The 16,147-nt window shown below is 53.2% G+C and carries 17 protein-coding genes; 13 read left to right on the top strand and 4 right to left on the bottom strand.

Going from position 1 to position 16,147, the window contains the following annotated elements; translation table 11 throughout:
• Nucleotides 1-10: 10 nt before the first annotated feature.
• Complete coding sequence (cbiB, locus tag UM181_03335; protein ID WQC63659.1) at nucleotides 11-928, bottom strand: adenosylcobinamide-phosphate synthase CbiB; 918 nt, start codon at nucleotides 926-928, stop codon at nucleotides 11-13.
• Nucleotides 928-1,884 carry a threonine-phosphate decarboxylase CobD gene (cobD, locus tag UM181_03330; protein ID WQC63658.1) on the bottom strand — a complete coding sequence of 319 codons (957 nt, stop codon included), beginning with the start codon at nucleotides 1,882-1,884 and terminating at the stop codon, nucleotides 928-930. The genes cbiB and cobD overlap by 1 nt, the downstream gene beginning before the upstream one ends.
• A 164-nt stretch (nucleotides 1,885-2,048) precedes the next feature.
• On the opposite strand from cobD, the gene UM181_03325 reads away from it, so the two are divergent.
• Both UM181_03325 and UM181_03320 read left to right on the top strand, forming a co-directional pair.
• On the top strand, nucleotides 2,049-2,411 hold the full coding sequence (locus UM181_03325) for a hypothetical protein (protein WQC63657.1): 363 nt from the start codon (nucleotides 2,049-2,051) through the stop codon (nucleotides 2,409-2,411).
• 475 nt (nucleotides 2,412-2,886) lie between these two features.
• Entirely contained in the window at nucleotides 2,887-3,231 is a 345-nt protein-coding gene (locus UM181_03320) for a hypothetical protein (GenBank protein ID WQC63656.1), read from the top strand.
• 3 nt (nucleotides 3,232-3,234) lie between these two features.
• Here UM181_03320 and UM181_03315 read toward each other — a convergent pair whose 3' ends face one another.
• Complete coding sequence (locus UM181_03315; protein ID WQC63655.1) at nucleotides 3,235-4,407, bottom strand: PatB family C-S lyase; 1,173 nt, start codon at nucleotides 4,405-4,407, stop codon at nucleotides 3,235-3,237.
• 95 nt (nucleotides 4,408-4,502) lie between these two features.
• Here UM181_03315 and def (UM181_03310) point away from each other — a divergent pair, with 95 nt between their 5' ends.
• Genes def (UM181_03310) through fmt form a run of 3 tightly spaced genes read left to right on the top strand, consistent with a single transcriptional unit; the run spans nucleotide 4,503 to nucleotide 6,441 of the window.
• Nucleotides 4,503-5,030: a peptide deformylase gene (def, locus tag UM181_03310; GenBank protein WQC63654.1), complete on the top strand. Its 528-nt coding sequence runs from the start codon at nucleotides 4,503-4,505 to the stop codon at nucleotides 5,028-5,030.
• Between the two features lie 2 nt (nucleotides 5,031-5,032).
• Complete coding sequence (def, locus tag UM181_03305) at nucleotides 5,033-5,527, top strand: peptide deformylase (GenBank protein ID WQC63653.1); 495 nt, start codon at nucleotides 5,033-5,035, stop codon at nucleotides 5,525-5,527.
• Complete coding sequence (gene fmt / locus UM181_03300; GenBank protein ID WQC63652.1) at nucleotides 5,524-6,441, top strand: methionyl-tRNA formyltransferase; 918 nt, start codon at nucleotides 5,524-5,526, stop codon at nucleotides 6,439-6,441. The genes def (UM181_03305) and fmt overlap by 4 nt, the downstream gene beginning before the upstream one ends.
• A 3-nt stretch (nucleotides 6,442-6,444) precedes the next feature.
• Here fmt and UM181_03295 read toward each other — a convergent pair whose 3' ends face one another.
• Nucleotides 6,445-6,621 carry a DUF1674 domain-containing protein gene (locus UM181_03295; protein ID WQC63651.1) on the bottom strand — a complete coding sequence of 59 codons (177 nt, stop codon included), beginning with the start codon at nucleotides 6,619-6,621 and terminating at the stop codon, nucleotides 6,445-6,447.
• A gap of 66 nt (nucleotides 6,622-6,687) precedes the next feature.
• Here UM181_03295 and UM181_03290 point away from each other — a divergent pair, with 66 nt between their 5' ends.
• The 8 genes from UM181_03290 to UM181_03255 all read left to right on the top strand — a co-directional run bounded on the left by UM181_03290 (nucleotide 6,688) and on the right by UM181_03255 (nucleotide 16,110).
• A complete protein-coding gene (locus tag UM181_03290; GenBank protein ID WQC63650.1) occupies nucleotides 6,688-7,965 on the top strand; it encodes an RsmB/NOP family class I SAM-dependent RNA methyltransferase in 1,278 nt (425 codons plus the stop codon).
• An 82-nt stretch (nucleotides 7,966-8,047) separates the two neighbouring features.
• Nucleotides 8,048-9,799: a heparinase II/III family protein gene (locus UM181_03285; protein WQC63649.1), complete on the top strand. Its 1,752-nt coding sequence runs from the start codon at nucleotides 8,048-8,050 to the stop codon at nucleotides 9,797-9,799.
• A gap of 16 nt (nucleotides 9,800-9,815) precedes the next feature.
• A complete protein-coding gene (gene purH / locus UM181_03280; GenBank protein WQC63648.1) occupies nucleotides 9,816-11,405 on the top strand; it encodes a bifunctional phosphoribosylaminoimidazolecarboxamide formyltransferase/IMP cyclohydrolase in 1,590 nt (529 codons plus the stop codon).
• 2 nt (nucleotides 11,406-11,407) lie between these two features.
• Entirely contained in the window at nucleotides 11,408-11,905 is a 498-nt protein-coding gene (gene lspA, locus UM181_03275; protein ID WQC63647.1) for a signal peptidase II, read from the top strand.
• Nucleotides 11,906-11,941: 36 nt separating this feature from the next.
• Nucleotides 11,942-12,307, top strand: a complete 366-nt coding sequence (locus tag UM181_03270; protein ID WQC63646.1) for a DUF3035 domain-containing protein — start codon at nucleotides 11,942-11,944, stop codon at nucleotides 12,305-12,307.
• A gap of 102 nt (nucleotides 12,308-12,409) precedes the next feature.
• Nucleotides 12,410-13,753, top strand: coding sequence for a pitrilysin family protein (locus UM181_03265; protein WQC63645.1), 1,344 nt, complete (start codon nucleotides 12,410-12,412; stop codon nucleotides 13,751-13,753).
• Nucleotides 13,750-15,051, top strand: a complete 1,302-nt coding sequence (locus UM181_03260) for a pitrilysin family protein (GenBank protein ID WQC63644.1) — start codon at nucleotides 13,750-13,752, stop codon at nucleotides 15,049-15,051. The genes UM181_03265 and UM181_03260 overlap by 4 nt, the downstream gene beginning before the upstream one ends.
• 237 nt (nucleotides 15,052-15,288) lie before the next feature.
• Nucleotides 15,289-16,110 (top strand): bifunctional allantoicase/(S)-ureidoglycine aminohydrolase, encoded by an 822-nt coding sequence (locus tag UM181_03255; GenBank protein ID WQC63643.1) that lies wholly within the window; start codon nucleotides 15,289-15,291, stop codon nucleotides 16,108-16,110.
• The last annotated feature ends 37 nt before the right edge of the window (nucleotides 16,111-16,147 follow it).

The raw sequence follows: 16,147 nt of genomic DNA, 5'->3' as shown, positions 1-16,147 counted from the left end.
TGATCCCTGATTAATGGACCATTGTTGACAAGATTGCACTTATCACCACCAACGCCAAGAGCGCGGCCCAGCTTTTCCAAAGAATATCAACCGAGCGCTCAATTTCATAAGCATCCGGATGGCGGTTGCCGTTTGGATGGATCCAGGCAAAATCTGTTAGGCGCCCGTGATAGCTGCGGGGGCCGGCCAAGGCCACGTTGAGCGCCAATGCCATCGCAGCTTCGGGCCAACCGGCGTTTGGAGAGGCATGGGTTTTGGCATTCTCTGACAGTTTGCTTAGGCCGCTCCAATGCCCAGAGACCAGCAGTATAATCGCGGCGCTGAGCCGTGCGGGAATAAAATTTAGCAAGTCATCAAAGCGCGCTGCGGCCCATCCAAATTCTTGCAGCTCTTTGGTTTTATATCCGATCATACTATCGGCCGTGTTGGTGAATTTATACAGTAACATTCCGGGAAGCCCGCCGATTAAAAAGTAAAACGCCGGTGCCACCACCCCATCTGAGAAATTCTCAGCTCCGGATTCAATTCCGGCCCGGGAAATTTGCGCAATGTTCATCTGCGAGGTATCGCGCCCCACGATCCTGCTGATCGCATTGCGGCCTTGGGTCAGGGAAAGACGCAGGCCTCTGGCCACCGCGATTACATGTTGAACCAAGGATTTATGCGCAAGCAAGCTGGCGGCAATCAGCGTTTCAAAGATTGGGCCTAGAAGGCTGAGTAGAAAGCCAAGGCCCATAGCGATACTGAGCCCAAGCAAAAGAACAGCGATGCCTTTTTGTTTGCGATTGGCACCGGAGTTGAGGCGTTTTGTGCAGGTGGAAATAAAATTACCCATCAAAACGGCTGGATGACGCACCCGCGACCACAGCCACTCTGGCTCACCAAGAACTGCATCAAGGATCAGCGCAAAAAACAACAGCCAAGCCATTATGACAGCGCCTTTTCGATCCGCGCCCAGTGGGATTGCGCAGGCAGGCCCAGCCGCAGAAAGCTTTTAGAATAGGGGAAGATGCGGCTCCAAATATGGTGCTGCCCAAGCTTGGCTTGCCAGGCCTTGGCATCGCGCAGCTCATAGAGGCGAAACAGGCTGCAGCCTCCGTGCAATCGGGCGCCTTTGGCAAGCATCAATTTGTCGAGCCGAGCGGCGTCCGCGTGCAGGCGCTTACGGGTGTTCTGAGCCCAGGTAGGATCAGACAGCGCGGCAGCCCCCATGCGTAAGGCGGGCCCAGATACGGCCCAGGGTCCGAGCCGGTTTTCGAGCTGTCTTAAAACGGGATCGGCTCCTATTGCAAAGCCCAAGCGCAGCCCAGCAAGGCCCCAAAACTTGCCAAAGCTTTTTAAGATTATTCGCCCGGGTTTGCCTGCTTCAGCGATCAAACTGTCTTGCGGGGTTACGTCGCAAAAACTTTCATCAATGATGCAAATAGGCCGTGTTAACTCTTTCGCGCGCCATAGCCGGCCATCGGGGTTATTTGGATGCACCACGACCTGCGCCGCCTGGGCGCTATCGGAAACGCGCCATCCGGCGGCGGTAAAGGCGGCTTGATGCTCATTATAGGTTGGGTGCGCGATCGCCACTTGGCTGGGAGGGAGCAAACTGGGCAAGGCCGCGATCGCCGCGGATGCGCCCGCGGTGGCAACCACATGCGCGGTGTTTGGAACCGACCAAAATTCGCGTGCGGCCGCGATCAGGCTATTATACGCGGATATACTGGGTAATCTTTGAAAATCATCTGCTGAAAAAGATATAACAGGATAGGGCTCGGGGTTAATTCCGGTTGACAAATCAATCCAATCTTCTGGCAGCCCCCCATAAAGCGCGCAAGCGGTTTCAAGCTGTCCACCATGATCCCGGGGCTTTGTTTTTTCTGTTAAATCAAACATATTTCATCCGTCTTTATGCGCAGCACTAGAAGTCTATTCGGCGGTTGGTTTCAAGTTCTTTCAAAATGATTAACATTTTATGTGATCATTAACCTTTTGTTATTACTTTTTGCGTTGATAATCGATCAATTCCTTTCTTTTTCTGGTGTCGGCGCGGGGGTCTTATGAGGGTGCTTATTGTTGAAAGTCATTTTGAATTGGGGTGTCTTTGGGAGCGCGCTCTGCAGCGCAGTGGTGCAGATGTGTGTTTTGCGCGATCACAATCTGAGGCTGTCAAAGCGCTCATGCAAGATGAGTTTGACATTATAGTTTTAGATCTGGTGTTGAAAAACGGCAGCGCTTTTGCAATTTCAGATTTCGCCAATTATCGCCGACCCAAGGCGCGTGTGGTTTTTGTGACCAATACAAGTTTCTTTTCGGATGGCTCGATTTTTCAGCATTGTTCGAACGCCTGCGCCTATTTACAAAGCGAAACGCCCCCAGATGATTTGGTGGCGATGGTTGAGCATTATGCCGAGCGCGCATAGGAAAGCGGCGGGGCGGGGTTAAGAGGATACCACCCGCTGTTTTTAAAACGCTCTGACGGGGCCGGTATTGGCGGGCTACTTTTCTAGATAAGCTGTGATTCGCTCTTGTATTTAAAAGGCTTAGAATCCGTGCAATTTCGCCAAGAGTCAGCCACATACATTTTTTTAAAATGATATTTTGTTGTATTTGCGCCATAGTTGCCGGGCACGTTTCACGCTTAGTTTTAAAAGTAAATTTTTTACGCATGGCGGGAATTTGGCGCAATAAAACGAGTTTTGGCATGGCGCCTGCAGGCATCCACAAGATCTTGTAGGCTTCCACAATGGAGCTGGGGTCTCTTGCGCGGCGTCGTAAAGCCTAAGCGATTTTTCTAATCGGCAGAAGCGTTTGGCATTTGGAAACTATTGATACGCCGGGATCTTGAAAATTTGCCGCGCTGCGCCAGAATTTCTAATGAAAATATAGGAAGAGCCGATGAGCACATTTTTATCGCGAGACGTACAGCAGGGCCTTGATCGGGCACGGGCGGATGAATTGAAGCGTAAAAGTCGTTTTCGGGTTCAGTTTGACGGTGAGATTTATCCCATCTTGAAGCTTTGGGACACAGGCTTTGTTATCTCGGCCGAGGGAGCGCCGCATATGCGTGGCTTGGTTGATGTGTTTAACGGCGCGACACATGTCTATCAATGTTTGATCGTTGCCTCGCAAGAAGAACACGGAGAAGTCCATTTTGAATTTAAACGGAACACAGTGGCGTTAGATCGCCCGCCTTTGGATTTCGAGCAACGTCACGATGCCCCAGTGGCTTTGCTGAGCTGAGGTTTATTGCAAGTCGCCAAAGGCGGTTTGTAATCGCCCGACGGCCTCTTCGATTTGTTGTTTGGGAAGGGCTAAGTTGAACCTTAGAAAATAATCGCCACCAGCACCGAAAGTGGCTCCGTGATTGGCTGCGATTTTTGCGCCTTTCTCTACGCGGGTAGAAATTTCTTGCGGCGTCATGCCGGTATCTGTGAAATCTATCCAAGACAAATAGGTGGCTTCAAGTTGCATCGCTTTGGCACCAGGAATCGCGTTTAGCCCCGTTTCAAACATGGCCCGGTTTTCATTTAAGTAGCGCATTAAACCATCAATCCATAAAGCCCCGTCAGGGCTATAGGCTGCTGTGGCCATTACGATGCCAAAACTATTCGGGCTGAGCGCCAGCGCGCGCATTTTCGCCCCAAATCTTGCCCGCAAATTGCGATCCTCGATGATCACATTGCCAGTGTGACATCCGGCAATATTAAACGATTTTGTGGTCGCGGTCATCATCACCAGCCGGTCGCGGATACTGGCATCGACCAAGGGCATCGCGATATGCTTTTTACCCGGATAGATCAGATCATGGTGGATTTCATCTGATACAATAATAAGGTCATGGCGTTTTGCAAAATCGGCAATGCCTTGCAATTCGGCTTTGGTCCAAACCCGGCCTCCGGGGTTTTGCGGCGAGCATAGAACCAGCATTTTCTCTGCCCCAGTGAGCAGGCTGTCATACGCTTCGAAATCAAATTCATAGCGTCCTTGATTATTTACCAGTGGGCATTCTGTAATCGCTCGGCCGCTGGCTTTTATAATCCGGTAAAAACTGTGATAAACAGGGGAAAAAAGTACCACGCCATCCTTCGCTTCGGTAAAGCTTTCAACGCACATTGCGATGCCATTGCCCAAGCCATGGGTGGTGAAAATCCAATCGGGGTCAACCCGCCAGTTATGGCGGGTCTCCATCCACCAACAGATCGCCTTGTGATAGTGATCAAGCGCGCCATAATAGCCGTAAATACCGTGGGCGGCCATGTCTTGCACGGCCTGCTGCACGCAAGCTGGGGGACGGAAATCGCCATCGGCAACCCACATGGCCAACCCGTCTTCCGGCGAAACGCCGTATTTGGCTTCCATATTATCCCATTTGTCACAGTTTGAACCGCGCCGGTCTATCTGCTCGTCGAAATGCATCCAACCCTCCCAAAGGTGCGCTAGCAACCCTATCGCATTGCCGCTTAGGCGCAAGAGCCGTTGCAACCGCTTTGGGTTTGTCTTACATCACGCGCATGATCAGACCTATTCTTTTTCATCCCGATCCACGCTTGAAAAAAGCCTGCGCCGATGTTGTCGATATTACCGATGCGGTGCGAGGCTTGGCAGAAGATATGTTGGAAACGATGTATGATGCGCCTGGCATTGGCTTGGCCGCACCGCAAATCGGCGTGTTAGAGCGGATTGTGGTTTTGGATTGCGTCAAGGAAGATGGCGCCGCGCCAGATCCGAAAATTATGATAAACCCGCAGATCACTGCCCAATCTGACGAGACAAATATATATGAAGAAGGGTGTTTATCGATCCCTGAACATTTTGCCGAAGTGACGCGGCCCAGTGAAGTTGAAGTGCTCTGGTTTGATCAAAATGGGGCAGAGCATAAAGCGGGGTTTGACGGTCTTTGGGCCACCTGCATTCAGCATGAAATTGATCATTTGAATGGCAAGCTTTTTATCGATTATTTAGGCGCGATCAAACGCCAGATGATCACGCGTAAAATGCAGAAATTTAAGCGTGAGATCGCGCGCGGCAAGGCCGAATAAGCATGGGCGTGCGCCGCTGTTTGGCTTGGCCTGATCCACGCCTGCGTCGACCGGCTAAGGCTATTTCAGAGATCACAGAAGATATTCATGCCCTTTGGCAAGATATGATCGATACGATGGAGGCCATGCCCGGGGTCGGTTTGGCAGCGCCGCAAATCGGCAAAATGCTGCGCTTGGCTGTGATTGACGCCTCAGACGCGCGCGGGCAAGCCATTTGTATGGCAAATCCGGAAGTGCTTCATGCGTCGATCGAGCTGCGCAGCTATGAAGAGGCCAGCCCGAATTTACCAGGGGTTAGCGCGCAGATTAAACGACCACGTGCAATCACCGCGCGTTTTTTAGATTCGCAAGGTGCCCTGCAGACCGAAGATTTCGTTGGCTTATGGGCGACCTCTTTGCAACATCAAATAGATCATTTGAATGGAAAAATGTATTTTGATCATCTGTCGAAAACGCGGCGCGATATGTTGCTTCGCAAAGCAAGGAAACTGTCATGAGGTTGATTTTTATGGGCAGTCCGGCGTTTTCCGTGCCGGTCTTAGAGGCGTTGGTCGCCGCAGGGCATGAGATCGTTGCGGTTTATACGCAGCCGCCCAGGCCGGCAGGGCGGGGCAAAAAACAACGCCCTTGTCCTGTGCATGCGCGCGCGCTTGCGTTAACGCTTGACGTGCGTCATCCAGCCTCGCTGAAAGAGGCAGAGGAGCAGGCTGCTTTTTCTGAGTTGCGGGCGGATGCGGCGGTGGTTGTGGCATATGGGCTGTTGCTGCCGCAAGAGCTGCTGGATGCGCCAGCGCATGGATGTTTGAATATCCATGCGTCTTTATTGCCGCGCTGGCGTGGAGCCGCGCCCATCCATCGGGCGATTATGGCGGGTGATCGCGAGACCGGCATCTGCATTATGCAAATGGAAGCTGGGCTCGATACCGGGCCGGTTTTATATCAAGAAACAATTTCAATCGCGCCAGATGAGACAACCGCCGCGTTGCATGAGCGTTTAACTGACCTTGGCGCGCGGTCGATTGTGCAGAGTCTGAAGGATTTATCTCAGTTGCAAGCACGGCCACAATCTTCAGTTGGTATTTGCTATGCGCAGAAAATTGATAAAAGCGAAGCGCAGATTGATTGGTCTTTGCCGGCTGAAATTTTAGATCGCCAAATCCGCGGCTTATCGCCCTTTCCAGGTGCTTGGGCGATGCTGCGCGGTGAGCGTGTGAAGTTTTTGGGATCAGCGCTGATCTCATGTGAGCAGCCATTGGCCTCTGCAGGCACTGTTCTTGATGATGATCTTGGCATTGCCTGTGGGTCAGGTGCGCTGCGGATTACGCGGCTGCAGCGGGCTGGGAAATCTGCGCAATCATCCGCTGAGTTTCTGCGCGGAACGCCTGTTATTGCTGGTGAGCAGCTTGTCTAGGGCCTAAAAATCGACCGCCAAGCCTTTTTTCTCCCAATCTCCATAGCGCACGGGTTCGGGTCCATCGCGGCCACCCAGCTCTTTAGGAAGAGGCGTGTTTTTGGCAGTCTGGCGACGCGCTTCGGCTTCGGCCAAGGCACGGATCGCGGCAGCGGGCAGATCTTTGCGGTCTTGAGACACTCGGGGCTTTCCTCTTTGTGGTGAGATAGATATACGCTCGGCTCTGATAAATGCAAGGATTTGACTATGGTAAAACCTCACCTTTCGCCAAGGGCCGCTGCCGTGCAGCTGCTGAATGGGGTTTTGCTTGAGGGCAAATTGATTGCAGAATTGCTTGCCGAAAATATTTTGGCGCCGCTGGCACCTGAGGCGCGCGCGCGCGCGCAGCGTTTGGCGCTGGAGACGCTGCGCGGGCTAGAGCGTGCTGACCGTTTGCTGGCCAAACATATCCGCAAAAACCCGCCGCTTGGCGTGCGTAATATCCTGCGTCTGGCGGTTGTCGAGCTGTGCCGGGGGGGGGATGCGCATGGGATTGTGAATGAAGCCGTTGCGCTTGCGGGCAACAGCAAACGCACAGCCTCGTTTAAAGGTTTGATAAATGCGGTGTTGCGCAAAGTGGCACAAACTGGTCCGGAAGATTGGCAGAAGTTGCGCGTGCCGCGCCTGCCCTCTTGGCTGCGTCAGCCTTTGGTTGAAGCCTATGGGGCTTCGGCGATGGGGTCAATTGAATTGGCGCATTTTAAATCAGTTCCGATCGATATAACGCTGAAAGATCCCGCGCGCGCTGCTGATTGGGCCGCGCAGTTAAATGGCACTGTGTTGCCAGGAGGCAGCATCCGCCTCAGCGCAGAGGGTGCGTTGACCGCGCGCCCCGGATTTGCCAGTGGAGATTGGTGGGTGCAAGATGCAGCTGCGGCTCTGCCAGTGCGGTTGCTTGGCGATTTATCGGGTCAAAAGGCTTTGGATCTTTGCGCCGCCCCGGGCGGTAAAACCATGCAGCTTAGCGCCGCTGGCGCCAGCACCACGGCGCTTGATATTTCGCAATCCCGATTGCAGCGTTTGCATGAAAATTTAGACAGAACGGGTCTAAAGGCTGATATCATCGTGGCGGATGCGCGGGCGCATGGGCGTACAGACTATGATGTGGTTGTGTTGGACGCGCCATGTTCGGCCACCGGAACCATTCGGCGGCATCCTGATCTGCCCTTCGCCAAAGATGGGGCACAGTTTTCAGCGCTTTTTGATCTTCAGGCGCAGTTATTGGACCACGCTTTGGAGCGCATGGCGGCACATGGGCGGTTGGTTTATTGCACTTGTTCGCTGCTGCCGGATGAGGGTGAAGCGCAGATTGAGAACGCGTTACAAAAGCATCCAAGCCTGCGCGTGGATCACAGCGCATTGGACAAGGATTTTATCGCGCAAGAATGGCGGGTTGCAGAATTAGGGCTGCGGTTGCGACCCGATTTTTGGGCAGAGCATGGCGGCATGGATGGCTTTTTCATTACAGTGTTGCGCTGGGCGTAACATGCGTATTTGCCGCGTGACTTGTTACGGCGCGTTTTCTATACTGCCCTTGGGCCAATGCAAGCGCCAAGGGGCATAGAACATGGCGGCGTCTCACAATTTTTCTTCACGCTACAGGCGTTTGGTCGACAGGTTAACCGCGCGCTGGATTGGCCTAAAATCATTTCCAGTGACCGACTTGCTTGAGGTCGAGCCACGTTCGATTGGCAGCCCTGAATTGGGTCGGCAAATTTTGTCGGGTCAGTTTGTTTTGCAGGGCCATCAGGTGGATTTGCAGCACAATGCTTTGTGGGATCTGAGCCTGTCTGACCAGGCTGCGATTTTGGATCTTCATGGATCGGTTTGGCTGGATCATTTGGCAGCACTCGGGGGCCGTAAAAGCGGCGCGATGGCGCAGGCGTGGGTGGATCTTTGGATCGACCGGTTTGGGCGCGGCGGTGGTCCTGGATGGCGGGCCGATATCGCCGGTCGGCGGGTTTTGCGTTGGTTACATCACAGCGTGATGCTGCTTGATGGCGCGGATTCAAGCCGACGGGCGGATTTTGTAGAGGCTCTTGCCAAGCAAGCTGTATTCATCTCAAAAAGATGGCCCTCTGTATCGCCGGGTTTGCCGCGCTTTGAAGCCTTGGCGGGTTTGATTTCTGCAGCGCTTGCGATCAAGCTTCTGCACCCTTTGGTAGCGCCGGCAACGCGGGCTTTGGCGCATGAATGCCGCGTTCAAATTGACGCCACCGGCAGTATTTTTTCGCGCAATCCCGAAGAGCTTTTGGATATTTTTTCGCTTTTAAGCTGGACGGCAGCGGCGTTGCGCGCCGCCGGTTGGACCCCAGCCGATTTACATTTGGATGCGATCCAACGCATCGCGCCGACATTGCGCATGCTGCGCCATAAAGATGGTGGATTGGCACGCTTTCATGGCGGTGGTCGCGGGTTTTCGGGGCGGCTTGATCAGGCTTTGGCAGCCTCGGGCAGCAGGGGGTTTCCGCAGAGCGGTTTGGCAATGGGTTTCGCCCGCTTAAGCGCGGGCGCCAGCAGCGTGTTGATTGATGCCGGGGCCTTGCCGCAGGGGCGGGCCTCGATCAACGCGCATGCGTCAAGTTTGGCCTTCGAGCTCACTTCTGGGCGCCATCCGGTGATCGTGAATTGCGGGTCAGGGCGACGCTTTGGCGAAGATTGGCGCCGAACCGGGCGCGGCACCGCCTCGCATTCCACTCTTGTCATCGAAGATTTTGTCAGCGCTGAACTGGGCCCCCGTTTATGGTTTTCCGGCCAGCGCCGTGATGCTTTGGTAAATGGGCCGTCTGAATTCCCCAGCGCGTTATCATTATCGACAGCAGGGCAAAAATTTGAAGGTGGCCATGATGGGTTTCTCGCCAAAACGGGCTTAACCCATGCCCGAACGCTCACTTTATCGCCAGATGGGGATCTGCTCAGTGGTGAAGAGGTTCTGATCGCGGTTGCCGCGCGCGATAAGTTGCTGTTTGATCAATCTATGCGGCGCCAAGGCTTGCAAGGGTTTTCCTGCAAGCTTCGGTTTCATTTGCATCCTGATATTGTGGTCAGAATTCACCCCACGGGCGGGCAAGCGGTGCTGATATTGCCAAATTCTGAAACCTGGGCGTTAAGCACTGACGCGACGGTTAAGCTGGCTTTGGAAAGCAGCGTGTATCTTGAGCGTCAGGCGTTACAGCCGCGGGCCACAAAACAGGTGGTTTTATCTCAGAGCGCAATAAGTTATGCGACACGCATCAATTGGGTTCTCACCAGAACCCGCCCCCCTGAACAATTGAGGCGTGAGCGCGATCATGAAATGCGTTACGCCATCCAGACATAAAAATGGAAAAATATATATGACCGATTTGTTTCCCGTTCGCCGCGCCTTGATTTCCGTTTCAGATAAAACCGGCTTGGTTGAGCTTGCGCATGTTTTGGCGGCCGGCGGTATTGAACTGCTTTCAACCGGCGGCAGCGCAAAAACGTTGCGGGATGCGGGGCTTGAGGTGCGAGATGTCGCAGAGGTGACAGGCTTTCCCGAGATGATGGATGGCCGGGTGAAAACGTTGCATCCTAATGTGCATGGCGGGCTGCTGGCATTGCGCGATAATGCGGGTCACGTTGCGGCGATGCAAGCGCATGGGATCGGTGGGATTGATTTATTGATCGTGAATTTATACCCGTTTGAAGAAACCGTTGCTGCGGGCGGCGATTACGCGACCTGCGTTGAGAATATCGATATTGGGGGGCCGGCAATGATCCGGGCTGCCGCCAAGAATCATGGCTTTGTAACAACCGTGGTGGATGTGCAGGATTATGATGCGCTTTTGGCCGAGTTGGCCGCGCAAGAGGGGCAAACATCCTATGCGTTTCGCCAAGCAATGGCGCAACGGGCCTATGCGCATACGGCCGGATATGACGCCGCCGTTTCTACTTGGATGGCGCAGGCTTTGGGAGAACCGGCACCAAGCCGCCACAGCCTATCGGGCCGTTTGGCGCAAAGGTTGCGTTATGGTGAAAACCCGCATCAATCGGCCAGCTTTTACGTGGATGGCAGCGGCAGGCCGGGCGTTGCAAGCGCAATCCAGCATCAAGGGAAAGAATTATCCTATAATAATATTAATGACACGGATGCGGCTTTCGAATTGGTGAGCGAGTTTGCGCCCGAAGACGGGGCCGCCTGCGCCATAATCAAACATGCCAACCCCTGCGGTGTGGCGCGTGGCGCTGATCTAAGCGCCGCCTATCGGGCTGCTTTTGATTGTGATCGTACCAGTGCATTTGGTGGTATCGTTGCGTTTAACCAAACGTTGGATGCGCGGACTGCGCAAGAAATAACCGGTATTTTCACTGAAGTGGTGATCGCGCCAGATGCAACGGCGGAAGCTATGGAGATCTTTGCCGCCAAGAAAAACCTGAGGCTTTTGACAACGGGCGCCTTGGCAGACCCAGCAACCGCCGCGCAGGTTATTCGGCAAGTGTCAGGGGGGTTCTTATTGCAAAACAAAGATAATGGGTTGCGTTTGCAAGAGGATCTATCGGTGGTTACCAAGCGGGCGCCGAGTGAACAGGAAATGGCGGATCTTCTGTTCGCGTGGAAAGTCGCCAAACATGTGAAGTCAAACGCGATCGTCTATGTGAAAGAGGGGGCAACGGTTGGCGTGGGCGCAGGACAGATGAGCCGGGTTGACAGCTGCCGTATTGCTGCGCGCAAAGCGCAGGATATGTCCGAGCTGCTCGGGTTAGAGGCGCCTTTAACGCAAGGCTCTGTGGTGGCTTCTGATGCCTTTTTCCCTTTTGCAGATGGGTTGCTAACCGCTGCAGAGGCGGGTGCAACGGCGGTTATACAACCTGGTGGATCCATGCGCGATGAGGATGTGATTGCGGCGGCTGACGCGGCCGGATTGGCGATGGTGTTTACCGGCATGCGGCATTTTAGGCATTGAGAATGACCAAGCTCATGGTCCTAACGGCGGTTGTAAGCTTTGCGTTTGATCAGATCAGCAAGCTCTATGTGGTGTTTTGGCTTGACCTCATAAACCTGCAAGAGATTGATGTTTTTGCGCCCTTTTTGAATTTCCGAATGGCTTGGAATTATGGGGTGAATTTCGGCCTGTTCTCCGGCCAATCCGAGGTTCAAAAGACCGCGCTGATTTTGATTGCGCTGGGGATTTCTGCCGGTGTAGCCATCTGGGCTATCCGGCAGGGCAGGGGGCGGTTAACGCCAGTGGCGGCGGGGCTTTTGATTGGCGGCGCGCTTGGCAATGCCCTAGACCGGTTGATCTATGGCGCGGTAGCAGATTTTTTAAACATGTCGTGTTGCGGCATCGAAAACCCCTTTGTTTTTAACGTTGCAGATGTGGCAATTTTTCTGGGTGCCATCGGGCTGATGTTTGCGCCGCACTCGCAAGATCCGACTATAGCCGATCGTGATAAAAACGGATAAAAGAAAAAAGTGGTGGATTAGATGAAGGTGATGGAAATGTCTCGGATAGCGGGTGTTGCGGGTGTGATTGGTTTCGCTCTGATGGGCTGTAGCTCGGGCGGTTCGATATCTGATCAATACGGAACGGTCAGTATTGAACCGATAGAGGCAGGTTTGGCGCTGAACAAACCCCTTGAGCAACCCAGCAATTTGGATGCGCTGCCAGAGCCCACCCCAGGGGGAACCAATCTAGGTGATCCAGAGCCGCGCCCTGCTGTCGAAGCTGCAGCGCAAGAGCCAGAAGCCGAAGCCAAGACGTATAAACCAGGCGAGCCGCGCCCAATATCTGAAATGATGGATGCTTTGAACGCAGGTCTTAAAGATATGGAGCAGCGGATAAATGACAGGTTGAGCTCGAATTAAGCTGGCTCAGACATAGGCTCTGTTTTGATGTCAAAACATTGTGTTCTGCCTTGCTTATTGCAACCTGACGCTTATCTTTTCCACAAAGATTAGGAGAAAGTGATGTCTCACTTCAGGCGCGGCTGGTTCGCTCTATTATGCGTGTTGGCGCCGTTGGCGGGGGGCGCTGAGGCCAAAAAGATTAGCAATTTCAGGCTGGAAAACGGTTTAGATGTTGTGGTGATCGAGGATCATCGCGCGCCGGTGGTGGTGCATATGCTGTGGTATCGCGCCGGCTCTGCCGATGAGATTCCAGGATCATCCGGCGTGGCGCATTTTCTCGAACATCTCTTGTTTAAAAAAACCAAACTTTTGGCCTCGGGAGAGTTTTCGCGGATCGTTGCGGAAAATGGTGGCAGTGACAATGCGTTTACCAGCGCCGATTATACCGCTTATTTTCAACGCGTGGCCAGTGATCGTTTGCCGCTTATGATGCAACTAGAGGCAGATCGCATGGTTAATTTGCAACTTGATGAAGCCGATATCGTTACCGAGCGTGATGTGATTATTGAAGAGCGGAATCAGCGCACTGAAAGCAGCCCCGGCGCTTTGTTTTCCGAGCAGCGGATGGCAGCCCAATATCTGCAGCATCCCTATGGCAGGCCGATCATTGGCTGGCGGCATGAAATGGAACGTCTGGGCCTGCAAGACGCGCTGCGCTATTATCGGCAGTTCTATGCGCCCAACAATGCCGTTTTAATTGTGGCAGGCGATGTAGACCCAGCTCGCGTGAAACAGCTTGCGCAAGACACTTATGGCAAAATTGCGCCAAACCCCGATTTGCAAAACCGCCAGAGGGTGAAAGAACCCCCTCAAACGGCCGCGCGGCGCTTGGTGTTTTACGATCAGAGGGTGGCACAGCCTTATGTGATTCGAACCTATCTCGCGCCAGAACGTAACAGCGGTGCACAACGCTCTGCGGCGGCGCTTAAACTGTTAAGCGATCTTCTGGGTGGTGGCCAAACATCTTGGTTTAGTCAAAAGCTGCAATTTGAAACCCAAACTGCCGTCTATACCAGCGCATTTTATGGCGGTACTTCTTTGGATCAAACCACTTTTGGGTTGGTGATCGTACCCTCTGAGGGGGTTGGTCTGGAAGAGGCTGAAGCCGCTTTGGACAAAGCGGTTGCCGATTTTATCGATCAGGGCATCGATATAGAACAATTAGAACGCTTGAAAAAACAATTTCGCGCCGCAGAAATTTACGCTCAAGACAGCGTGCAAGGCTTGGCTAATGCCTATGGCCGGGCCTTAACATCCGGTTTAACGCTTGAAGATATCCGCGCTTGGCCTGACATCGTTCAATCGATTCAGCCAGAAGAAATCTTAGCAGCTGCGCGTAAGGTGTTTGACAAGCGCAAATCTGTCACAGGGTGGTTGATAAAAGCTGAGGAGACCATGCAATGAGATTTGTTCTCGGGTTTTTGATCGCAGGCTTTGCCAGTTTTTGTCAGGCGGCAACGGATATTCAGGTGGTCACCTCACCAAATGGCCATAAAGCATGGTTGGTGGAAGAGCGCGGTATCCCTTTTGTTGCGCTTGAATTGTTGTTTGATGGTGGGGCATCTATTGAGCCTGCTGAACAGCGTGGGGGTGTCAATCTTATGATGGCGTTGCTTGAAGAAGGCGCCGCCAAGATGGATGCGCAGGCTTTCACCAAAGCAAAGGAAAACCTAGCCGCCTCTTTTTCCTATCAAACCTATCCCGATTCAGTTTCGATTTCGGCGCGGTTTCTAACTGAAAGCCAAGATCAATCTGTGGGTCTTTTGCGGCAAACATTGCTGGAGCCACGGTTCGATGTAGATGCGATAGAGCGGGTGCGGGCGCAGATTATTGCGGGGTTGAAATCTGATGCCAAAGACCCGGCTGAAATCGCGCGGGCAGCGTTTAATCAAGAGGCCTTTGGGCTTTCGCACCCTTATGGAAGCGATTTAAGCGGGCGCATCAGCACCGTAGAGGCGCTTACCCGCGATCACATCGTGCAGGCGCATCAAAATGCGCTTGTGCTGGATCGGATCCGCATTTCTGCTGTTGGGGATATTGGCGCAGAGGATCTGGGCCTGCTGCTGGATGCGCTGCTTAAAGATATACCGGCCCAAAGCGCTTGGCCTTTGCCAAAAGCTGCCGAGCTTGCGCTGGCAACGGGTGTTGAAATTGTTCCCTTCCCAACCCCACAATCGGTTGCGCTGTTTGGGCATCTGGGCCTCGATCGCGATCACCCTGATTTTTTTGCGGCTTACATTCTAAACCACATCTTTGGCGGCAGCGGGTTTGAAAGCCGTTTGATGCAGGCGTTGCGCGAAGAGCGCGGATTAACCTATGGGGTGTCCACGTATTTGGCATCTCGGAACTATGCAGATTTATTGCTGGGCCAGTTTGCGTCTGCGAATGACCGCATGGCTGAAGCAGTGGATATCTTGCGCGAAGAATGGGATGAAATCGCCCGTGATGGTATTACTGAAACAGAGTTACAATTGGCGCAGACTTACCTCACTGGCGCCTATCCGTTGCGCTTTGATGGCAATGCGCAGATCGCTCAAATTTTGGTTGGCATGCAGCAACAGGGGTTGCAACCAAGCTATTTGAAAAACCGAAATAAAAAGGTGATGGCGGTGACGTTAAAGCAGGCAAACCGTGTTGCCAAAGAGTTGTTTCGCCCCGAATTATTGCGCATGTTCATTGTCGGTGAACCGGAAGATCTTTAACCGATACAGGGCTCAAATGCACGCTATATAAGCGGTGGTCTGCGATTGCCGCGCGTGATTATGTGATTGAAATTTGCCGTCTTGCGTCAGAATACGTTGTGATTTCGAAGCATATCACCATAAAAAGCCGTGGATCACTGCGTGAAACAGGCTGGATATTGCGGTAGGCTCTGGGTTAAACAGGTGATGATTTACAATGGTTTTCAGGCCTAATTGCAGCGCGTATAAGGAATAAAAATGGCATCTCCCTCATATTATAAACCTTTAGGTGGGCTTGCGCCTCAAAGCCAGTTGATCACTGGACGCGCCGTTTTTAACGAGGCTTATGCCGTGATCCCTGGCGGAACCAACAGCGATATTGTCACCAGTTTTCTACCCTTTTGGACGGGTATGCGGATGTGGGTTTTGGCGCGGCCTCTTTCTGGGTTTGCCGAAACATTCAGCCAATCGATTGTTGAGTTAATCCCCGGGGGTGGCAGCGAGCGGCCGGAAACGGATGCCAGTGCTCAGGCGGTGCTTTTCATTGTATCGGGCAGCATCACCTTGAACCTATCTGGCGATACGCATGTTTTGTCTCCGGGCGGTTACGCTTATATTCCAGCAGGCTCTGAATGGTCGTTGGTAAATGCGGAAGCAGAGGCGGCGGTTTTTCACTGGATCAGAAAAACCTATCAAGCTGTCGAGGGGGTAGAGGCGCCAGAGGCGTTTGTCTGTAATGAGGCAGATTTTGCGCCGATAGAAATGCCCGGGACGGATGGCGCTTGGGCCACCACGCGGTTTGTTGACCCGGCGGATATGCGTCATGATATGCATGTCAATATTGTCACGTTGCAGGCAGGCGCGGTGATCCCGTTTGCCGAAACCCATGTCATGGAGCATGGGCTATACGTTTTAGAAGGCAAAGGCGTATACCGCTTGAATCAGGATTGGGTTGAAGTAGAGGCAGGTGATTTTCTGTGGCTGCGCGCGTTTTGCCCACAGGCCTGTTATGCTGGGGGGCCAGGTCCGTTTCGGTATTTGCTTTATAAGGATGTGAATCGGCAAATGCCTTTATCATAAGAAGGGCGAGCCGGGTGTGAGCTGGTGTGTTTTGCGC

The sequence above is a fragment of the Alphaproteobacteria bacterium US3C007 genome (assembly GCA_034423775.1).
GTDB classification, from domain to species: Bacteria; Pseudomonadota; Alphaproteobacteria; order Rhodobacterales; family Rhodobacteraceae; genus Thalassovivens; species Thalassovivens spotae.
This window is presented reverse-complemented; position numbering and strand designations above follow the sequence as displayed.

Coding starts and splice junctions, on each gene's coding strand:
- cbiB (WQC63659.1), bottom strand. CDS start 928: ATGGCTTGGCTGTTGTTTTTTGCGCTGATCCTTGATGCAGTTCTTGGT.
- cobD (WQC63658.1), bottom strand. CDS start 1,884: ATGTTTGATTTAACAGAAAAAACAAAGCCCCGGGATCATGGTGGACAG.
- UM181_03325 (WQC63657.1), top strand. CDS start 2,049: ATGAGGGTGCTTATTGTTGAAAGTCATTTTGAATTGGGGTGTCTTTGG.
- UM181_03320 (WQC63656.1), top strand. CDS start 2,887: ATGAGCACATTTTTATCGCGAGACGTACAGCAGGGCCTTGATCGGGCA.
- UM181_03315 (WQC63655.1), bottom strand. CDS start 4,407: ATGCATTTCGACGAGCAGATAGACCGGCGCGGTTCAAACTGTGACAAA.
- def (WQC63654.1), top strand. CDS start 4,503: ATGATCAGACCTATTCTTTTTCATCCCGATCCACGCTTGAAAAAAGCC.
- def (WQC63653.1), top strand. CDS start 5,033: ATGGGCGTGCGCCGCTGTTTGGCTTGGCCTGATCCACGCCTGCGTCGA.
- fmt (WQC63652.1), top strand. CDS start 5,524: ATGAGGTTGATTTTTATGGGCAGTCCGGCGTTTTCCGTGCCGGTCTTA.
- UM181_03290 (WQC63650.1), top strand. CDS start 6,688: ATGGTAAAACCTCACCTTTCGCCAAGGGCCGCTGCCGTGCAGCTGCTG.
- UM181_03285 (WQC63649.1), top strand. CDS start 8,048: ATGGCGGCGTCTCACAATTTTTCTTCACGCTACAGGCGTTTGGTCGAC.
- purH (WQC63648.1), top strand. CDS start 9,816: ATGACCGATTTGTTTCCCGTTCGCCGCGCCTTGATTTCCGTTTCAGAT.
- lspA (WQC63647.1), top strand. CDS start 11,408: ATGACCAAGCTCATGGTCCTAACGGCGGTTGTAAGCTTTGCGTTTGAT.
- UM181_03270 (WQC63646.1), top strand. CDS start 11,942: ATGTCTCGGATAGCGGGTGTTGCGGGTGTGATTGGTTTCGCTCTGATG.
- UM181_03265 (WQC63645.1), top strand. CDS start 12,410: ATGTCTCACTTCAGGCGCGGCTGGTTCGCTCTATTATGCGTGTTGGCG.
- UM181_03260 (WQC63644.1), top strand. CDS start 13,750: ATGAGATTTGTTCTCGGGTTTTTGATCGCAGGCTTTGCCAGTTTTTGT.
- UM181_03255 (WQC63643.1), top strand. CDS start 15,289: ATGGCATCTCCCTCATATTATAAACCTTTAGGTGGGCTTGCGCCTCAA.